The organism is Streptomyces sp. NRRL S-495 (genome assembly GCF_000966955.1).
In the GTDB taxonomy this organism is placed as follows: Bacteria; Actinomycetota; Actinomycetes; order Streptomycetales; family Streptomycetaceae; genus Kitasatospora; species Kitasatospora purpeofusca.
Map to the genome: position 1 here is coordinate 1 of NZ_JZWY01000036.1, position 19,467 is coordinate 19,467.

Annotated in this window: 15 protein-coding genes and 1 pseudogene; 6 read left to right on the forward strand and 10 right to left on the reverse strand. The window is 73.1% G+C overall.

The annotated features are described in order from the left end of the window. Positions 1-161 precede the first annotated feature (161 nt). Entirely contained in the window at positions 162-1,376 is a 1,215-nt protein-coding gene (locus VR45_RS02890; RefSeq protein WP_078896186.1) for an LCP family protein, read from the reverse strand. 161 nt (positions 1,377-1,537) lie between these two features. On the opposite strand from VR45_RS02890, the gene VR45_RS02895 reads away from it, so the two are divergent. Both VR45_RS02895 and VR45_RS02900 read left to right on the forward strand, forming a co-directional pair. Beyond that, complete coding sequence (locus tag VR45_RS02895) at positions 1,538-2,875, forward strand: UDP-glucose/GDP-mannose dehydrogenase family protein (RefSeq protein WP_030393457.1); 1,338 nt, start codon at positions 1,538-1,540, stop codon at positions 2,873-2,875. Positions 2,876-2,912: 37 nt separating this feature from the next. After that, the gene (locus tag VR45_RS02900; protein ID WP_045938081.1) at positions 2,913-3,326 is read left to right on the forward strand and encodes a CoA-binding protein; all 414 of its coding nucleotides are present in this window, start codon (positions 2,913-2,915) and stop codon (positions 3,324-3,326) included. 52 nt (positions 3,327-3,378) lie between these two features. Here VR45_RS02900 and VR45_RS02905 read toward each other — a convergent pair whose 3' ends face one another. The 3 genes from VR45_RS02905 to VR45_RS02915 are packed head-to-tail and all read right to left on the reverse strand — an operon-like array spanning position 3,379 to position 6,283. Further along, complete coding sequence (locus VR45_RS02905; RefSeq protein ID WP_045938082.1) at positions 3,379-4,596, reverse strand: dipeptidase; 1,218 nt, start codon at positions 4,594-4,596, stop codon at positions 3,379-3,381. Between the two features lie 35 nt (positions 4,597-4,631). After that, the gene (gene purE / locus VR45_RS02910) at positions 4,632-5,168 is read right to left on the reverse strand and encodes a 5-(carboxyamino)imidazole ribonucleotide mutase (RefSeq protein WP_045938083.1); all 537 of its coding nucleotides are present in this window, start codon (positions 5,166-5,168) and stop codon (positions 4,632-4,634) included. Beyond that, positions 5,165-6,283, reverse strand: a complete 1,119-nt coding sequence (locus VR45_RS02915) for a 5-(carboxyamino)imidazole ribonucleotide synthase (protein WP_043469520.1) — start codon at positions 6,281-6,283, stop codon at positions 5,165-5,167. Before VR45_RS02915 ends, purE begins: the two co-directional genes overlap by 4 nt. Before the next feature lie 280 nt (positions 6,284-6,563). Between VR45_RS02915 and VR45_RS02920 the strand changes: the two genes are divergently transcribed. Continuing rightward, positions 6,564-7,253, forward strand: a complete 690-nt coding sequence (locus VR45_RS02920; protein ID WP_052708810.1) for a GtrA family protein — start codon at positions 6,564-6,566, stop codon at positions 7,251-7,253. Further along, positions 7,250-7,540: pseudogene (locus tag VR45_RS02925) on the forward strand (ester cyclase); the annotation flags it as partial. The gene VR45_RS02920 and the pseudogene VR45_RS02925, both read left to right, overlap by 4 nt. 31 nt (positions 7,541-7,571) lie before the next feature. Here the strand turns inward: VR45_RS02925 and VR45_RS02930 are convergent. Both VR45_RS02930 and VR45_RS02935 read right to left on the reverse strand, forming a co-directional pair. Continuing rightward, the gene (locus VR45_RS02930) at positions 7,572-8,819 is read right to left on the reverse strand and encodes an ATP-binding protein (protein ID WP_045938084.1); all 1,248 of its coding nucleotides are present in this window, start codon (positions 8,817-8,819) and stop codon (positions 7,572-7,574) included. Between the two features lie 51 nt (positions 8,820-8,870). Continuing rightward, positions 8,871-9,545 (reverse strand): response regulator transcription factor, encoded by a 675-nt coding sequence (locus VR45_RS02935; RefSeq protein ID WP_030300686.1) that lies wholly within the window; start codon positions 9,543-9,545, stop codon positions 8,871-8,873. A 329-nt stretch (positions 9,546-9,874) separates the two neighbouring features. On the opposite strand from VR45_RS02935, the gene VR45_RS02940 reads away from it, so the two are divergent. Both VR45_RS02940 and VR45_RS02945 read left to right on the forward strand, forming a co-directional pair. Continuing rightward, positions 9,875-11,383 (forward strand): oligopeptide:H+ symporter, encoded by a 1,509-nt coding sequence (locus VR45_RS02940; RefSeq protein ID WP_045938085.1) that lies wholly within the window; start codon positions 9,875-9,877, stop codon positions 11,381-11,383. 84 nt (positions 11,384-11,467) lie between these two features. Beyond that, complete coding sequence (locus VR45_RS02945; RefSeq protein ID WP_107084087.1) at positions 11,468-13,555, forward strand: prolyl oligopeptidase family serine peptidase; 2,088 nt, start codon at positions 11,468-11,470, stop codon at positions 13,553-13,555. Between the two features lie 113 nt (positions 13,556-13,668). Here the strand turns inward: VR45_RS02945 and hutI are convergent, their stop codons facing one another. From hutI to hutU, 4 genes are all read right to left on the reverse strand, one after another. Beyond that, a complete protein-coding gene (gene hutI / locus VR45_RS02950) occupies positions 13,669-14,838 on the reverse strand; it encodes an imidazolonepropionase (RefSeq protein WP_045938116.1) in 1,170 nt (389 codons plus the stop codon). Between the two features lie 170 nt (positions 14,839-15,008). Beyond that, positions 15,009-16,412 (reverse strand): formimidoylglutamate deiminase, encoded by a 1,404-nt coding sequence (locus VR45_RS02955; RefSeq protein ID WP_078896188.1) that lies wholly within the window; start codon positions 16,410-16,412, stop codon positions 15,009-15,011. After that, the gene (locus VR45_RS02960; protein ID WP_078896195.1) at positions 16,403-17,587 is read right to left on the reverse strand and encodes an allantoate amidohydrolase; all 1,185 of its coding nucleotides are present in this window, start codon (positions 17,585-17,587) and stop codon (positions 16,403-16,405) included. Before VR45_RS02960 ends, VR45_RS02955 begins: the two co-directional genes overlap by 10 nt. A 29-nt stretch (positions 17,588-17,616) precedes the next feature. Further along, positions 17,617-19,302 (reverse strand): urocanate hydratase, encoded by a 1,686-nt coding sequence (gene hutU, locus VR45_RS02965; protein ID WP_045938088.1) that lies wholly within the window; start codon positions 19,300-19,302, stop codon positions 17,617-17,619. Between the last annotated feature and the right edge of the window lie 165 nt (positions 19,303-19,467).

Consider the following 19,467-nt stretch of genomic DNA (forward strand, 5'->3'; position numbering starts at 1 on the left):
GCTCCTCGGAGATCCGGAAGAGATCGAAGTCCGCCGCGCCTGCGCCGCCCGCCATGATGCCTGCCTCTTCGAAGAGTCGTACCCGCCGTGGAACCTGCTGGTTACCGTCGGGTAGAGATCCTAGGGCGCCGACCTGCGACTGCCTAGGACATGTCTTCGGGTCAGTCGACGTCCGTGCCGAGGATGTCGCCGGTCCGGTGCTCCTGGAAGTACTGGTCCGTCCGGTCGTTGCGGATCGCCTCCCACAGCTGCGCCGCCGGGCGGTCCGCCAGCAGCACCACGCTCTGCTCGCCCCGGGTGGCGAACCCGCCGAACGGCGCGTTCAGGAAACGGACGCCGTCGGCGCGCAGCGAGCGCAGGCCCCAGGCGAGCTGGAACAGGTCGGTGTTGGACAGCCGGTCGTCCACGCTGACCACCTCGCCGACGGTGCCCAGCAGTCCGCCCAGCCGCGACGGGCTGGTGAGCGTGCCGGAGTCCATCACCTTGAGCATCAGCGCGCGCAGGAAGTTCTGCTGGCGCTTGGTCCGGTCGAGGTCGCCGCCGGGCAGCCCGTAGCGCTCGCGGACGTAGAGCAGCGCCGTGGCGCCGTCCATGTGGTGGGTGCCGGCCTCCCAGGCGCGGGCCTCGCCGACGCCCTCGATGGTGCGCGGAACGGTGATGTCCACTCCGCCGACGGCGTCGGTGAGGGCGCGGAAGCCGTTCCAGTCGATCACGGCGAGGTGGTCGATCCGGATGCCGGTGAGGTTCTGCACGGTCTCGGTCATCAGGGCCGGACCGCCCCAGGAGTAGGCGGCGTTGAGCTTGGCCTCGCCGTGCCCCGGGACCGGCACCCAGGTGTCCCGGGGCAGCGAGACCAGGGTCGCCGAGCTCCGGTCGTCGGAGAGGTGGAGCAGCATCATGGTGTCGCTGCGGGCCGCCCCGGCCTGCCAGGCCGGGGCCTTGGCCGCGCTGCCGGTGGTGGGGGTGTCGGAGCGGGCGTCCAGGCCGACCAGCAGCAGGTTGAGGCCGCTGCCCGGGACGGGCTTCGGCTGGGCGGACTCCGGCGCGGTCGGGAAGGCGTCCGGGATCCGGTGCACGGAGGAGGCGTAGTGCTCGGCGGTCCACCAGAGGGCGCCGCAGCCGCCGACGGCGAGGGCGAGCAGGGCGGAGAGGGTCCAGAGCAGCACCCGGCGGGTCCGGCGGCGGCGGGCCGGCGGCTCGCGGTCCGGCGGCTGCTCCTCCCCGCCGTCCTCCGCACCGTCCACCGGGTCGTCCACGGCACGGGACGCGGCACCGGACGCGGCACCGGACCCGCCGGGCGCCGGCTCGAAGAGGCTCAGGCCGGACGGCACCGGCCGCTGCACGGGTTCGCCAGACTGCTCGTCCTCCGGCTCCATGTGCGTATTGTGCCGCCGCCCCGGCCCGCGCGGGGAGCTTTCGGGACAACGGCCGGAACCGGGACGGTCTGGGCGCTTTCCCCACGGCCGGATAGCATCGGTGGGCGCGGCCCGGTGGGACCGCGTCCACCCTCACCCGTCGCCCGCCCGAAGGGGAAACCGTGACCCTCCGCATCTCCGTGATCGGTACCGGCTATCTCGGCGCCACCCACGCCGCCGCCATGGCGGAGTTCGGCTTCGAGGTGCTGGGTCTGGACATCGACCCGGAGAAGATCGCCACCCTCACCGCCGGCCAGGTCCCGATGTACGAGCCGGGCCTGTCCGAGCTGCTGCTCAAGCATGTGGCGGGGCACGAGGGTTCGACCGGTCGGCTGCGCTTCACGACCTCCGCGCAGGAGGCCGCCGAGTTCGGCGACGTGCACTTCGTCTGTGTCAACACCCCGCAGCGCAAGGGCGAGTTCGCGGCCGACATGTCGTACGTGGACGCCGCGATCGACTCGCTCGCCCCGCATCTGACCCGCCCGGTGCTGGTGGTCGGCAAGTCCACGGTGCCGGTCGGCTCGGCGGGCCGGCTGGCCGAGCGGCTGGCCGCGCTGGCCCCCGTCGGCGAGGGCGCCGAACTCGCCTGGAACCCGGAGTTCCTGCGCGAGGGCTTCGCCGTCCAGGACACCCTGCGCCCGGACCGGATCGTGATCGGCGCCCGCGGCGGGCGGGCCGAGGAACTGCTGCGCGAGGTGTACGCCGAGCCGATCGCCGCCGGGGTGCCGTTCCTGGTCACCGACTACGCGACCGCCGAGCTGGTGAAGACCGCCGCCAACTCCTTCCTGGCCACCAAGATCTCCTTCATCAACGCGATGGCCGAGGTCTGCGAGGCGGCCGGCGCGGACGTCACCCAGCTGAGCGCGGCGCTCGCACTGGACGACCGGATCGGCGGCAAGTTCCTCAACTCCGGCCTGGGCTTCGGCGGCGGCTGCCTGCCCAAGGACATCCGGGCGTTCATGGCGCGGGCCGGCGAACTGGGCGCCGACCAGGCGCTGACCTTCCTCCGCGAGGTCGACTCGATCAACATGCGCCGCCGCTCCCGGATGGTCGAGCTGGCGCGCGAGCAGTGCGCCGGCGGCTTCCTGGGCCGGCGGATCGCCGTCCTCGGCGCCGCGTTCAAGCCCAACTCGGACGACATCCGCGACTCGCCCGCGCTCAACGTGGCCGCGCAGATCCAGCTCCAGGGCGCGCAGGTCACCGTCTACGACCCCAAGGCGATGGACAACGCGCGCAAGATGTTCCCCGGACTGGCCTACGCCGACTCCGCGTTGGAGGCCGCCGAGGGCGCCCACGTCGTCCTGCACCTCACCGAGTGGCAGGAGTTCCGCGCGCTCGACCCGGCCGAGCTGGGCGCGGTCGTGGCGGAGCGCCGTCTGCTCGACGGCCGCAACGTCCTGGACGCCGACGCCTGGCGCGCCGCCGGCTGGACCTACCGCGCGCTCGGCCGCCCGAGCTGACGGGAATCCCCGGCCGCCGGCCTTCGTTGCCCCGGGCATGACGAACTACGGCGACGAAGCGACGGTCCGTTCCATCCTCACCGGCCGGGGTGACACCTGGGCGGTGGTCGGCCTGTCCAGCAACACCGCGCGGGCCGCCTACGGCGTGGCCCGGTTCCTCCAGGAGCACGGCAAGCGGATCGTGCCGGTCCACCCGAAGGCCGAGACGGTGCTCGGCGAGCCGGGGTACGCCTCCCTCGCGGACATCCCGTTCGAGGTCGACGTGGTGGACGTGTTCGTGAACAGCGCGCTGGCCGGGGAGGTCGCGGACCAGGCGGTGGCCGTGGGGGCGAAGGCGGTCTGGTTCCAGCTCGGTGTGGTGGACGAGGCGGCGTACGCCCGGACCACCGCCGCCGGGCTGGAGATGGTGATGGACAAGTGCCCCGCGATCGAGTTCCCGCGGCTGGGCTGAGCCCGCCGGGGACCGGCGGAGCGGTCGGACCGCCCCGCCGGGCGCCGGGAGGTCAGCCGTCCAGGCGGGCGAGGGTGGCGATGGACGGGGCCCGGCCCCCCTCGCGGAGGCGGGCGGCGGCGGTCTCGGCGTCGCGCAGGACGCGCACCGCGTTGTGCCAGGTGAGCTTGGAGAGGTCGGCCTCCGACCAGCCGCGGCGCAGCAGTTCGGCGATCAGGTTGGGATAGCCGGCGACGTCGTCGAGGCCGTCCGGGAGGAAGGCGGTGCCGTCGAAGTCGCCGCCGATGCCGATGTGGTCGACGCCGGCGACCTCGCGCATGTGGTCGAGGTGGTCGGCGACGGTGGTGACGGTGGCGACCGGACGCGGGTTCGCCTCCTCGTAGGCGCGCTGGCAGGCCATCCCGGCGGGGGTGGTGTCGAGGTGGTCGAAGCCGTGGGCGCGCATGTTCTCGTCGGCGGCGGCGGTCCACTCGATCGCGGCGGGCAGGATGAACTTGGGCACGAAGGTGGCCATCGCGACGCCGCCGTTGTCGGCGAGGCGGGCGAGCACGTCGTCCGGGACGTTGCGCGGGTGGGCGCAGACCGCGCGGGACGAGGAGTGCGAGAACAGCACCGGGGCCTCGCTGACCCGCAGGGCGTCGCGCATGGTGTCGGCGGAGACGTGCGAGAGGTCGACCAGCATGCCGAGCCGGTTCATCTCCCGGACGACCTCCTCGCCGAAGGCGGTGAGGCCGCCGGCGGCGGGCTTGTCGGTGGCGGAGTCGGCCCACGGGGTGTTGTCGTTGTGGGTGAGCGTCATGTAGCGGACGCCGAGCGCGTACAGGGCGCGCAGGGTGGCGAGCGAGCAGTCGATCGAGTGGCCGCCCTCGGCGCCGATCAGGGAGGCGATCCGGCCCTCGGCGCGGGCGGCCTCCAGGTCGTCGGCGGTGAGCGCGAGCCGCAGCCGCTCGGGGAAGCGGTCGACCAGGGCGTGCACGAAGTCGATCTGTTCGAGGGTGGCGCTGACGGCGTGGTCCCCGGCGAGCCGGCTGGGCACATAGACGGACCAGAACTGCGCGCCGACCCCGCCCGCGGTGAGGCGGACGAGGTCGGTGTGCAGCCGGGCGCTCTGGTCGGCGGCCAGGTCGAGCGCGTCGAGGTCGTAGCCGACCTGCTCGCGCATCGCCCACGGGAGGTCGTTGTGGCCGTCCACCACGGGGGCGGTGCGAAGGACGGCCCGGGCGCGCTCCAGCAGGGCGGCGGGCGTGGAATCCAGCAGCTCAGAGGTCATACGAGCTGTTGTATCCGACCAGACTGCTTTTATGACTACTTTCCGAAGCCGAACGAGGCGGAACCCGCCACCTTGGCCCGGAGCTTCTTGCCCTTCTCGGTGGCCTGGCTGTTCAGCTCGGCCTGGAACTCGGTCATCCGCTCGGTGAGGTCCGCGTCGAAGGCGGCCAGCATCCGCACCGCGAGCAGGCCCGCGTTGCGCGCGCCCGCGACCGAGACGGTGGCCACCGGGACGCCGGCCGGCATCTGCACGATCGACAGCAGGCTGTCCATGCCGTCCAGGTAGCGCAGCGGCACCGGCACGCCGATCACCGGCAGCGGGGTGACCGAGGCGAGCATGCCCGGCAGGTGGGCGGCGCCGCCGGCGCCCGCGATGATCGCCTTCAGGCCGCGCTTGTGGGCGCTCTCGCCGTACGCGACCATCTCGCGCGGCATCCGGTGCGCGGAGACGACGTCGACCTCGTAGGGGATCTCGAACTCGTCGAGCGCCTGGGCGGCGGCCTCCATCACGGGCCAGTCGGAGTCCGAGCCCATGACGATGCCGACGAGGGGGGAGGTGGTGGGGGCCGTCATTCGGTGATCGTTCCTCGCAGGTAGGCGGCCGCGTGGCGGGCGCGCTCACGGACGTCGTCGAGGTCGTCCCCGAAGACGTTGACGTGGCCGACCTTGCGGCCGGGCTTCACGTCCTTGCCGTACATGTGGATGCGCAGGCCCGGGTCGCGGGCCATGCAGTGCAGGAAGGCGTGGTACATGTCCGGGTAGTCGCCGCCGAGGACGTTGACCATCACGGTCCACTTGGCGCGCGGCCGGGGGTCGCCGAGCGGCAGGTCGAGCACGGCCCGCAGGTGGTTCTCGAACTGCGAGGTGACCGCGCCGTCCTGGCTCCAGTGCCCGGAGTTGTGCGGGCGCATGGCCAGCTCGTTGACCAGGATCCGGCCGTCCCGGGTCTGGAACAGCTCGACCGCGAGGTGGCCGGTGATGTCCAGCTCGCCGGCGATCCGCAGGGCCAGCTGCTGGGCCTCGTCGGACAGCGCGGGGTCGAGGTCGGGCGCGGGGGCGGTGACCTCGGCGCAGACGCCGTTCTCCTGGACGCTCTCCACCACCGGGTAGGCGACCGCCTGGCCGCTGGGCGAGCGGACCACGTTGGCGGCCAGCTCGCGGACGAAGTCGACCTTCTCCTCGGCGAGCACCGGGACGCCGGCCAGGAACGGCGCCGCGGCCGCCTCCTCGTCGCCGACCACCCAGACGCCCTTGCCGTCGTAGCCGCCGCGGACGGTCTTCAGGACCACCGGGTAGCCGGCGCCCTCGTTCGCGAACGCGGTCACATCGGCCGGGTCGGCGACGATCCGGTGCCGGGGGCAGGGGACGCCGATGGAGTCGAGCTTGGCCCGCATCACGCCCTTGTCCTGGGCGTTGACCAGCGCGTCGGGCCCGGGCCGGACGGCGATGCCGTCGGCCTGCAGGGCCCGCAGGTGCTCGGTCGGCACGTGCTCGTGGTCGAAGGTGATCACGTCGCAGCCGGCCGCGAAGCGGCGCAGGGTGTCGAGGTCGCGGTAGTCGCCGAGGACGACGTCGGAGACGACCTGCGCGGCCGAGTCCTGGGGAGTGTCGGCGAGGAGCTTGAACCGGACTCCGAGCGGGATGCCCGCCTGGTGTGCCATGCGGGCAAGCTGCCCGCCGCCGATCATGCCCACCACTGGAAAATTCGCGTTGCCCGGGGAAGTCACCCCGCCAGGATATCCGGGCCGGTCGGAGGCCGTGGAACCACTCCCGCCGCTACCGCGTCCTACTCCCGGGCTCCGTCCGGCCGTGCCCGGGGGGCTGAGCCGATCGGCGGAACCGGGTAGCCTGGTCGGCCAGGTCCTGATACGCGCGATCCGATCATGTGCGTGCACGCAGGGCTCAAGGGGACCGCGGCGCACCTGCCCCGGCGACCTTTCGTCCGCAGGCACATGGAGGCAGCCCGGTATGGCGACGACCACGGCGTCGAACCCCTCGCTGGCGCAGAAGCTGCGCGGCATGAAGGGCGAGGCGATGAAGTTCGGCATCGTCGGCCTCAGTGGTGTCGTGGTCAACTTCGCCATCTTCTGGGCCTGCATCAACGGTCTGCACCTCGCCTCGATGCGGTCCAACATCGCCGCCACCTCGATCGCGATCTTCACCAACTACCTGGGCTACCGCTACTGGCTGTACCGGGACCGGGACGCCGCCTCGCGCAAGCGCGAGATCACGCTGTTCCTGGTCTTCAGCGGCATCGGCATGGTGATCGACACCGGGCTGATCGGTGTCGCGAAGTACGCGTTCGGGCTCGACTCCTACGAGCTGCTGGCCGCGAAGGTGGTCGGCCTCGGGCTGGGCACCGTGTTCCGCTTCGTCTCGTACCGGACATGGGTGTTCAAGACCGTCCCGGAGCCGGTCGCCGAGACCGCCCCGCCACCGCCGAGGCCACCGCCGCCCCCGCCGGGGCCGCCGCTGTGGTCGCCCAGGCCGAACTGGTGCTGGCCACCGAGCGGATCCGGCTCGCCAAGGCCGAGTAGGTCCGCGGTCTCCCCCCTCCCGCCTTGCCGCCCCCGCCGCGGCAGGAGGAGAGTGGTGACCGGGAGCGGGCACGGCCGGCGAACGATCGAGGCCCGGGGGGACGCAGGAGGCTCGCCATGACCTTCGTCCAGATCATCGAATGCCGGACCGACCGGATCGAGGAGCTCAACGGCCTGATGGACCGCTGGGCCGAGAAGACCGAGGGCCGCCGGACCGTCGACCACGCGCTGGTCGGCACCGACCGCTCGGACCCCCGGCACGTGGTGGAGATCGTCGAGTTCGCCTCGTACGAGGACGCCATGCGCAACTCGAACCTGCCGGAGACCGACCGGATCTACCGCGAGATGGTGGCGCTCTGCGACGCGCCGCCCAGCTTCACCGACCTGGACGTGGTCCGCGACGAGCGGTTCTGACCGCACCGGACCGCCGGACCGGGCACTACACCTCGCGCCGGCTGCGGCCGAGGAAGAGCGCGAACACCGCCGGCCGCAGCGAGAGCAGCTCCAGCCGCCCGCCGTCCGCCTCCGCGAGGTCGCGGGCGACGGCCAGCCCGATGCCGGTCGAGTTGCGGCCGCTGACCGCGCGCTCGAACACCCGGTTGCCCAGCTCGGGCGGGACCCCGGGGCCCTCGTCCTGCACCTCGACCACCACCGACGTCCCGGACGGCCGGACCCGCAGGGTGACCGTCCCCGCGCCGTGCATCAGCGTGTTCTCGATCAGGGTGGCCAGCACCTGGGCGACCGTGCCGGGGGTGCCGACGGCGGTGACCCCGCGCAGGCCCTCGACCTGGAGCACCCGCCCGGTGCCGCGCAGCGACGGTCCCCACTCCTCGATCTGCTGCTTGACCACGTCGTCGACGTCGAAGGCGACGGCGGTGGGGCTGCGCGGGTCGCGCTGGGTGGTCAGCAGCCGCTGGACGACGTCGGTGAGCCGCTCGACCTGCTGGAGGGCGATGGTGGCCTCCTCCTTGACCGTCTCCGGGTCCTCGGCCAGCGCGGTGATCTCCTCCAGCCGCATGGAGAGCGCGGTGAGCGGGGTGCGCAGCTGGTGCGAGGCATCGGCGGCGAGCCGGCGCTCGGCGGTGAGCATCCGGGCGATCCGTTCGGCGCTGACGTCGAGCACCTCGGCGACCCGGTCGAGTTCGGGCACGCCGTAGCGGCGGTCGCGCGGGCGCGGGTCGCCGGAGCCGAGCCGCTCGGCGGTCTCGGCGAGGTCGGTGAGCGGCTGGGCGAGCCGTTTGGCCTGCCAGACGGCGAGGGCGACGGCGGCCTGCACGGCGAGCAGCGCGACCACGCCGAGCAGCAGCAGCATGTTGGCGATCTCGTGGTCGACCGCCTCGCGGGACTGCTCGACGATGACGGTCTCGCCGCTGGCGCCGCGTTCGACCGCCTTGAGCACATGGTCGCCGTCGGGCCGCTGCCCGCTGGAGACGGTCGCCCGGCCGGGGATGTCCACCTCGACGTACTGGCCCTCGGAGACCTGGTTGACGAACTTGTCGCCGGTGACCGGCTCGTTGGCGGCGAGCCGGTTCTCCACCAGGGCGAGCACCCGGACGGCGGCGGCGTCCACCCGGTCCTGGGCGGAGCTGACGATGGTGCGCTTCTCCACCACCGCCAGCGGGACGCAGAACACCACGACCACCACCAGGACGACGCCCAGCAGCGAGTTGATCATTCGGCGTTTCACGCTGCCGCTCCCGACGGTGGTGGGCGCCCCCGGTCGGGGCGTCCGCTCGGGCTAATTCTTCTCGAACCGGAAGCCCACCCCGCGCACGGTGGCGATGTAGCGGGGGTTGGCGGCATCGTCGCCGAGCTTCTTGCGCAGCCAGGAGATGTGCATGTCGAGGGTCTTGGTGGAGGTCCACCAGGTGGTGTCCCAGACCTGCCGCATGATCTCCTCGCGGGTGACCACCCGGCCGGCGTCCCGGACCAGCACCCGGAGCAGCTCGAACTCCTTGGCGGAGAGGGTGAGCTCCTCCTCGCCCAGCCAGGCGCGGTGCGACTCGATGTCGATCTTGACGCCGTGGGCGCCGGTGGTGAGCTGGTCGACGTTGCCGCGCCGGAGCAGGGCCCGGACCCGGGCGAGCAGTTCGGCGAGCCGGAACGGCTTGGTGACGTAGTCGTCGGCGCCGGCGTCCAGGCCGACCACCGTGTCGACCTCGTCCGCGCGGGCGGTGAGCACCAGGACGGGGCAGCTGCGGCCGTCCGCGCGCAGCCGGCGGCACACCTCCAGGCCGTCCATCTCGGGCAGGCCCAGGTCGAGGACGACGAGGTCGACCTCCTCGCCGAGCCCGGCGGCCAGCGCGGAGGGACCGTCCTCACGGACGAGCACCTCGTACCCCTCGCGACGCAGCGCCCGGGCGAGCGGTTCGGAGATCGCGGGGTCGTCCTCGGCGAGCAGCACACAGGTCATGGGCTGATGGTAGTCCGCCGGGGTGCGGCCGTTGCCGCCGTGAGGTAGTTCACAGTGCGTGATCGTTATACGGGGGGTGGTCGAGCCTCAACCAACACGCCCAGGCCGCGTGTTCGGCGAAGATCCTGCTCCTCAGGCTTGAAAGCGAAGGAATAATTGCTGCTCTACCATGGATAGCGTGGACTGATCTCTCGCGGACTTTGCCATTTCCATACCTGATACACGGCTTTTGTCAGCTGATGCCGCCAAATATCGCCACGTAGAGTGGTTTCGTCCACGTCCGCCTCCACCCCCCTTGGCGGACGCTGTCAGGCAAGGAACCACTACACATGGCGTCTACGACCCTGGAGTCCGGCGTTCAGTCGGCCTCTCCCAGCGGCAAGACCTTCCTCGGGCACCCCCGGGGCCTCGCCACCCTCTTCATGAGCGAGATGTGGGAGCGCTTCAGCTACTACGGCATGCGTGCCCTGCTGGTGCTCTACATGACCGCCTCCGTCACCGACGGCGGCCTCGGAATGAAGATGGCCGTCGCGAGCGCCGTCTACAGCGTCTACACGGCGATGGTCTACCTGCTGGCCCTCCCGGGCGGCTGGATCGCCGACCGCTTCCTCGGCGCCCGGAAGACCGTCGCCCTCGGCGGCACGATCATCATGATCGGCCACTTCCTGCTGGCCCTGCCGGTCGGTGTGTCGTTCTTCGCCGGCCTCGCGCTGATCGCGATCGGCTCGGGCCTGCTCAAGGCCAACATCTCGACGATGGTCGGCCACCTCTACGACGGGCCCAACGACCCGCGCCGTGACGGCGGCTTCACCATCTTCTACATGGGCATCAACCTCGGTGCCTTCGCCGCCCCGCTGGTCATCGGCACCGTCGGCCAGGAGGTCGACTGGCACCTTGGCTTCGCCCTGGCCGGCGTCGGCATGGCCCTGGGCCTGGCCCAGTTCCTGCTCGGCACCCGCCACCTGAGCGCCAAGAGCGACGTGGTGACCTCGCCGATCTCGGCCGCCGAGAAGAGCGCGATCTTCAAGAAGGCCGCGCTGTGGCTCGCCGCCGCCGTCGTCTTCTACGCGGTCGTCGCGCTGACCGGCCACTTCACCATCAACTGGGCGATCTGGCCGCTGTCCATCGCGGGCCTCGCGATCCCGGTCTTCGTCTTCGCCAAGGTGAAGCGCGACAAGGACCTCGACGAGACCGAGCAGTCCCGGATGAGCGGCTACATCTGGTTCTTCGTCGCCGCCGCCGTGTTCTGGATGATCTACGACCAGTCCGGCTCGACGCTGAACATCTTCGCGCAGGACAACACCGCGTCCACGCTGTTCGGCTTCGACTTCCCGTCGAGCTGGTTCCAGTCGCTCAACCCGCTGTACATCATGGCCCTGGCCCCGGTCTTCGCCTGGATCTGGGTGGCGCTCTCCCGCCGCTCCAAGAACCCCAGCACCACCGCGAAGTTCTCCTTCGGCCTGCTGATGATCGGCGCCTCCTTCATCGTCATGATGCTGGCGATGGCCGCCGCCTCCGGCGACACCAAGGTCACGCCGCTCTGGCTGGCCTCGGTCTACCTGATCCAGACCGTCGGCGAGCTGACCCTCTCCCCGGTCGGCCTGTCCGTCACCACCAAGCTGGCGCCGACCAAGTACGCCAGCCAGATGATGGGCGTGTGGTTCCTCGCGGTCACCGCGGGTGACTGCGTCGCCGCCATCTTCCAGCTCGTCCTCGGCGACAGCGTGGTCGGCTCCACCTGGTACTTCGCGGTCCAGGGCGGCATGGCGATCCTCGCCGGCGCGGCGCTGTACATGTACCGCCGCAACGTCGTGCGGCTGATGGGCGACGTCCACTGACGTCCCCCTCGACCGGCCCCGGCCGTTTCCCCGGCCCGGCCACCTCTCGACAGCACCCGAACGGATCTGCCTATGGTGCCCGGCATGCCGACCGATTCGCTCCCCCGCCAGCTCGCCCGCACCGGACGCCTCACCCTCGGCGCGCCCGCCGCCCCCACCGTCACCGCCGACGGCCGCACCGTGCTCTTCCTGCGCAGCCAGGCCGGCGACGACCCGACCGGACGGCTCTGGGCCCTCGACACCGACACCGGCGAGGAACGCCTGGTCGCCGACCCGGCCGCCCTCGGCGACACCGGCGGCGAACTCCCCGAGGCCGAACGGATCCGGCGCGAACGCGCCCGCGTCCTCGGCCGCGGCATCACCGCGTACGCGACCGACGCCACCGGCCGCACCGCCGCCCTCGCCCTGTCCGGCGTCCTGCTGCTCGCCGACACCGCCACCGGCGAGGTCCGCCGGGTGCCCACCGCCACCGAGGTCCACGACCCCCGCCCCGACCCCACCGGCCGCCGGATCGCCTACGTCGGCGGCGGCGCCCTGCGGGTCGTCGGGGCCGACGGCCGGGACGACCGCGCGCTCGCCGAACCCGAGCACCAAGAGGTCCGCTACGGCCTGCCCGAACACGTCGCCGCCGAGTCCATGCACCGCCACCGCGCCCACTGGTGGTCCCCCGACGGCACCCGGCTGCTGGTCGCCCGGGTCGACGAGCGCCCGCTGCGCCGCCTCCACCACGCCGACCCCGCCGACCCGGCCCGGCCGCCGCGCACGCACCGCTACCCGCTGGCCGGCACCGACAACGCCGAGGTCACCCTCTGGCTGCTCGACCTCGACGGCGGACGCACCGAGGTCCGCTGGGACCGGGCCGGCTTCGAGTACCTGACCGCCGCCGGCTGGGACGCCCACGGCCCGTACGCCGCCGTGCAGAGCCGCGACCAGCGCACCGTGCTCACCCTCGCGGTCGACCCCGCCGACGGCGCCACCCGCGTCCTCGCCGAACGCCGCGACGAGCACTGGGTCGAACTCCTCCCCGGCGTGCCCGCCCGGACCGCCGCCGGCTCCCTCGTCGACACCGCCGACCACGGCGACATCCGCCACCTCACCGTCGACGGCACCCCCGTCACCCCGCCCGGCCTCCAGCTGCGCGCCGTCCTCGGGACCGACGGCGAGCAGGTGCTGTTCACCGCCTCCGACGAACCGACCGAGACCCACCTCTGGTCGTGGGACCCGGCCTCGGGCGCCGTCCGGCTCAGCCACGAGCCCGGCACGCACACCGGCGTGCGCCGCGCCGGCACGCTCGTCCACACCGCCCGCACTCCCGGCGCGCCCACCGGCCGCACCACCGTCCACCGACCGGGCCGGCCCGCCGCGACCCTCGTCTCCCGCACGCAGACGCCCGTCCTCACCGCCCGCCCCGAACTGCTCCGGCTCGGCCCGCGCGAACTCCGCGCCGCGCTCTTCCTCCCCGCCGGCCACCGCCCGGGCGACGGCCCGCTGCCCGTCCTGCTCGACCCCTACGGCGGCCCCGCCATGGCCAAGGTCTCCGCCGCCCCGCACTGGTGGGACCTGACCTCCCAGTGGTTCGCCGACCAGGGCTTCGCCGTCCTGGTCGTCGACGGCCGGGGCACCCCCGGGCGCGGCCCGCGCTGGGAGAAGAGCGTCTTCGCGGACATCGCCGACCCCGTCCTCGCCGACCAGGTCGACGCCCTGCACACCACCGCCGCGCTCCGCCCCGGACTGCTCGACCTCGACCGGGTCGGCATCCGCGGCTGGTCCTTCGGCGGCTTCCTCGCCGCGCTCGCCGTCCTGCGCCGCCCCGACGTGTTCCACGCCGCCGTCGCCGGGGCCGCCCCCACCGACCACCGGCTCTACGACACCCACTGGAAGGAACGCTTCCTCGGCCACCCGGACGAGCACCCCGAGCGCTACGAGGCCGCCTCGCTGTTCCCCGACGCCCCCGGGCTGCGCCGCCCGCTGCTGCTGATCCACGGCCTCGCCGACGACAACGTGCTGCCCGCCCACAGTCTGCGGCTCTCGGCCGCCCTGCTCGCCGCCGGCCGCCCGCACGAGTTCCTGCCGCTCCCCGGCGCGGGCCACTCCCCGGCCGACCCCGGGGTGGCCGAGCACCTGCTGCACCACCAGCTCGACTTCCTACGGCGGTCGCTGGGACTCGGCTGAGCACGACGGCGGGGCCGGGAGAGGCACACCCTCCCGGCCCCGCACACCGCCCGAAGCGCCGTCAGACATCCCGGCGCCGTCCGACCTCCCGGCCCGTCAAACCTCCCGGCCCGTCAGACCTCGCGCACGCCCGCCCGCCAGACCGCCGCCGTCAGCGGCACACCCGGCCGGTAGGCCAGGTGCACCGGCGAGGGCGCGTCCAGCAGCTGCAGGTCCGCCCGGGCCCCCACCCGCACCGTGCCGACATCCGTGCGCCGCAGCGCCCGCGCGCCGCCCGCCGTCGCGGCCCAGACCGCCTCGTCCGGCGTCATGCCCATCTCCCGCACCGCCACCGCGATGCAGAACGCCATCGAACTCGTGAAGCTGGAGCCCGGGTTGCAGTCGGTGGACAGCGCCACCACCGCCCCCGCGTCCAGCAGCCGGCGCGCGTCCGGGTAGACCGCCCGGGTGGAGAACTCGGCCCCCGGCAGCAGCGTCGCCACCGTCGACGAGCCCGCCAGCGCGGCCACGTCCTCGTCCGTGAGGTGGGTGCAGTGGTCCGCCGAGGCCGCGCCCAGCTCCACCGCCAGCTGCACACCCGGGCCGTAGGTGAGCTGGTTGGCGTGCACCCGGGGGATCAGCCCGCGCTCGATCCCCGCGGTGAGGATCGCCCGGGCCTGGTCGCCGTCGAAGGCGCCCTTCTCGCAGAACACGTCCACCCAGCGGGCGTACGGCGCGCAGGCGTCCAGCATCGGGCCGGTGACCAGCTCGACGTAGCCCGCCGGGTCGTCCGCGAACTCCGGGGCCACCACGTGCGCACCCAGGTAGGTGGTCTCCGGCGTGTACGAGGAGGCGATCCGCAGCGCCCGCGACTCGTCCTCCACCGTGAGCCCGTACCCGGACTTGCACTCGACCAGCGTGGTGCCCTGGCGCAGCGCCTCCCGCACCAGCCGGGCCAGGTTGGCGTCGAGCTCGGCGTCGGCGGCGGCCCGGGTGGCGGCCACCGTGGTGCGGATGCCGCCGGCCGAGTAGGACTGCCCGGACATCCGGGCGTTGAACTCGGCGGTGCGGTCACCGGCGAAGACCAGGTGGGCGTGCGAGTCCACCCAGCCGGGCAGCAGGGCGCGGCCCGCCGCGTCGAACACCTCGTCGGCGGCAGGGGCCCCGGCCGCCGGGCCGACCCAGGCGACGGTGCCGCCGTCGATCACCACCGCCGCGTCGGTGAGCGCGCCGAGCGGCCCGGTCCCGTGCGCGGGGTCGTTGGTGACCAGGGTGCCGATCCCGGTGATCAGGGTGCTCGGCATGGTCGGGCTGCTGCTCGGGGTGCTGTTCGAGCTGCTCACGTCGGAACCTTTCGGGGAGCGGGAACGGGAAACTGGGGCGGAGCGGGAAACGGGGGCGGAGCGGGAAACGGGAGCGGGGGCGGACGGTCCGATGCCGCCCGCCCCCGGTCACCCACGGGAATGCCGAGAACTCAGCAGCCGAGCGCGGCGATCGAGGACCGCAGCGCGCCCGGCACGTCCGGCACCAGGGTGTGCGTGCCGTCCTTCACCACGTGCCGGCCGCCGACCACCACGTGCCGGACGTCCGCCGCGGCGGCCGCGAACACCGCGATCTCCGCGCCCAGCCGGGGCGCCGGACCGGCCGTGCGCACCGAGTCCAGGGCGATCACGGTGAAGTCGGCCAGCGAACCGGCCTCGATCCGCCCCGCCTCGGGCCAGCCGAGCGAGGCGTGGCCGTCCTCCGTACCGGCCCGGAGCAGCGCGTTCGCCGTCCAGTGGCCGCGGGTGCGGGTGCGCAGCCGCTCGTCCAGCTCCAGCGCCCGGGCCTCCTCGAACGGGTCGATCACGGCGTGGCTGTCGCTGCCGAGGCTGATCGGGCACCCCCCGGAGGCCAGCTGCCGGGCCGGGCCGATGCCGTCCGCGAGGTCCCGCTCGGTGGTGGGGCACATGCAGACGGTGGTGGAGGAGCCGGTCAGCAGCTCGACGTCCTCCTCGGTGAGGTGGGTGGCGTGCACGACCGAGGTGCGCGGACCGAGCGCGCCGCGGTCGGCGAGCAGCCGGGTCGGGGTGACGCCGTGCGCGGCGAGGCAGGCGTCGTTCTCGGCGGTCTGCTCGGACAGGTGGACGTGCAGCGGCGCCTCGCGCTGCGCCGCCCACTCGGCGACGGTGCCGATCTGCTCGGCGGGCACGGCGCGCACCGAGTGGATCGCGGCGCCGATCCGGGCGTGCTCGCGGGCCTTCAGCAGGTCGGCCCGCTCGGCCCAGGCCTCGGCATCGCCGTCGCTGAACCGCAGCTGCGGCCTGGTCGGCTCGGTGCCGAAGCCGGAGGACAGGTAGCAGGTGTCGAGCAGGGTGATCCGGATGCCGGCCCGGGCGGCGGCCTCGATCAGCGCCTCGCCCATCGCGTTGGGATCGTCGTACCGGGCGCCGCCGGGCGCGTGGTGCAGGTAGTGGAACTCGCCGACGGCGGTGATCCCGGCGAGCGCCATCTCCGCGTAGGCCGCGGTGGCGAGCGCCAGGTAGCGGTCCGGGTCGAGCGCGCCGGCGAACCGGTACATGGTGTCGCGCCAGGTCCAGAAGGTGCCGGAGCCGACCTGGACGTGGCCGCGCAGCGCCCGGTGGAAGGCGTGCGAGTGCGCGTTCGCCTGCCCCGGGAGCAGCAGGCCCTCCAGCCGGACGGCGCCGGGCGGGCAGGGCCCGCTGTCCGGCTGCACCCGGGCGATCTTTCCACCGGCCCCGGTGGTGATCAGCACGTCCGGCTCGACCACCGGCCCGTTGGCGTGCGGCAGCCAGGCGTACTGCGCCCAGAACGTTGTCGTTTGCGCGCCGCCGGCACGGCCTGTCGTCTGCGCGCCTCCGGTACTGCTTACTGACACGCCAGGTCCTCCAGTACGTCGGCGAGGGCGGCGACGCCGGCCAGGCAGTCGGCCGGCTCGGCGTGCTCCGCCGGGGAGTGCGAGACGCCGCTCGGGTTGCGCACGAACAGCATGGCGGTCGGGACCGCCGAGGCGAGGATCCCGGCATCGTGTCCCGCGCCGGTGGGCAGCACGGGGACGCCGCCCAGCCGGGCGGCGAGGCGGTCGCGCAGCGGGCCGTCGAAGTCCACCACCGGGGTGTAGGACTCGCGGGTCAGCCCGACCGTGACGCCGTCGCGCTCGCCGCGCTCGGCGGCGGCCCGGCCGATCTCCTCGACCAGCGCGGTGAGGGTTTCCTCGTCGGCCGCCCGGGAGTCCAGCCAGCCGCGCACCAGCGAGGCGATCGCGTTGGTGCCGTTGGGCTCCACGGCGACCTTGCCGAAGGTGGCCAGCGCGCCCGCGAGCTTCGCCTTCTTCCGCGCGGCGAGCACGGTGTTGGCGTAGGTCAGCATCGGGTCGCGGCGGTCCTCGATCCGGGTGGTGCCGGCGTGGTTGGCCTCGCCGTGGAAGTCGAACCGCCAGCGGCCGTGCGGCCAGATCGCGCTCGCCACGCCGACCGGGTGCTCCTCGGTCAGGTAGCGGCCCTGCTCGACGTGCAGTTCGACGAAGGCGCCGATCCGGGCCAGCCGGTCGCCGTCCGCGCCGATCGCGGTCGGGTCCTGGCCGGCCCGCTCCATCGCGTCGGGCAGCCGGACGCCGTCGGCGTCGCGCAGCTCGTACGCCTGCTCCTTGGCGAGCACCCCGGCGGTGAGCCGGGAGCCGATGCAGGCCACCCCGAACCGGGCGCCCTCCTCGTCGCCGAAGTTGACGATCGCCAGCGGCCGGGTGAGGCCGGTCCCCCGGGCGCGCAGTTCGTCGAGCGCCGCGAAGGAGGAGACCACGCCGAGCGGGCCGTCGAAGGCGCCGCCGTCCGGGACGGAGTCCAGGTGCGAGCCGGTGACCACCGCGCCCTCGCCGGCCGGGTCGCCGAGCCAGGCCCACTGGTTGCCGTTGCGGTCCAGCTCGTAGTGCAGGCCCCGGTCGCGGGCCTGCTGCTCGAACCAGGCCCGGCACTCGGCGTCGGCGCTGTTCCAGGCGAAGCGGCGGTAGCCGCCGGACGCGGCGGAGCGGCCCACGGGGAGCAGCTCCGCCCACATCCGTTCGAAGCTCGCGGAGCCCTGGTCGCTCACAGCTCGCCCGTCGAGCCGTGCTCGTTCATCGGGACGCGCACGCCGCGCTCGGCGGCGACCTCGTCGGCCCGGTCGTAGCCGGCGTCGACGTGGCGGATGACGCCCATGCCCGGGTCGTTGGTGAGCACCCGGCGGATCTTCTCGCCGGCCAGCGCGGTGCCGTCGGCGACGGTGACCTGGCCGGCGTGGATCGAGCGGCCGATGCCGACGCCGCCGCCGTGGTGGATGGAGACCCAGGACGCGCCGGAGGCGACGTTGACCATGGCGTTGAGCAGCGGCCAGTCGGCGATCGCGTCGGAGCCGTCCAGCATCGCCTCGGTCTCCCGGTAGGGGGAGGCGACCGAGCCGCAGTCCAGGTGGTCACGGCCGATGACGATCGGGGCGGACAGCTCGCCGGCGGCGACCATGTCGTTGAAGCGCTCGCCGGCCTTGTCGCGCTCGCCGTAGCCGAGCCAGCAGATCCGCGCGGGCAGGCCCTGGAAGTGCACCTTCTCCTGGGCCATCTTGATCCAGCGGTGCAGCGACTCGTTCTCCGGGAAGAGGTCGAGCACGGCCTTGTCGGTCTTGGCGATGTCCTGCGGGTCGCCGGACAGCGCGGCCCAGCGGAACGGGCCCTTGCCCTCGCAGAACAGCGGCCGGATGTACGCGGGGACGAAGCCGGGGAAGGCGAAGGCGCGGTCGTAGCCGGCCAGCTGGGCCTCGCCGCGGATCGAGTTGCCGTAGTCGAAGACCTCGGCGCCGCGGTCCTGGAAGCCGACCATCGCCTCGACGTGCTTGGCCATCGACTCGCGCGAGCGGGTGGTGAACTCGGCGGGCTTCTCGGCCGCGTAGGTGGCCATGTCGTCGAAGGAGACGCCGACCGGCAGGTAGCTCAGCGGGTCGTGGGCGCTGGTCTGGTCGGTGACGATGTCGATCGGCGCGTCCATCGCCAGCAGCTGCGGGAACAGCTCGGCGGCGTTGCCCAGCAGGCCGATGGAGAGCGGCTGCTTCTTGTCGCGGGCGGCGGTGGCGAGCTCCAGCGCGTGGGAGAGGTTCTTGGCCTCGACGTCCAGGTAGCGGTGCTCGATCCGGCGGGAGATCCGGGACGGGTCGCAGTCGATACAGATCGCCACGCCGCCGTTCATGGTGACGGCCAGCGGCTGGGCGCCGCCCATGCCGCCGAGGCCGGCGGTGAGGGTGATGGTGCCTTCGAGCGTCCCGTTGAAGCGCTTGTTGGCGACGGCGGCGAAGGTCTCGTAGGTGCCCTGGAGGATGCCCTGGGTGCCGATGTAGATCCAGGACCCGGCGGTCATCTGCCCGTACATGGTGAGCCCGAGGCTCTCCAGGCGGCGGAACTCCTCCCAGTTGGCCCAGTCGCCGACCAGGTTGGAGTTGGCGATCAGCACCCGCGGCGCCCACTCGTGGGTCTGCATGACGCCGACCGGCCGGCCGGACTGGACCAGCATGGTCTCGTCCTGCTTCAGGCCCTCGAGCGTGCGCACCATGGCGTCGAAGGAGCGCCAGTCGCGCGCGGCCTTGCCGGTGCCGCCGTAGACGACCAGCTTCGAGGGGTGCTCGGCCACCTCGGGGTCGAGGTTGTTCATGAGCATCCGCAGGGCGGCCTCCTGCTGCCACCCCTGCGTGGTCAGCCCGGTCCCCCGCGCCGCCCGCACCTCACGCGGCCCACTCGCCTGCTGCACCATGTCACGATCTCCTTGCGGATGAATTCATTCAGGCTCGACTTCACTGAATATATCCAAACATTCAGCCTTCGGCCAGACCTGCGCACATCCGATCAGCGCCCGTACGACCGACACCCTCCGCGCTACGCTGAACCCGGCGAACACCAGCCAATCGGCCCAGGCGCC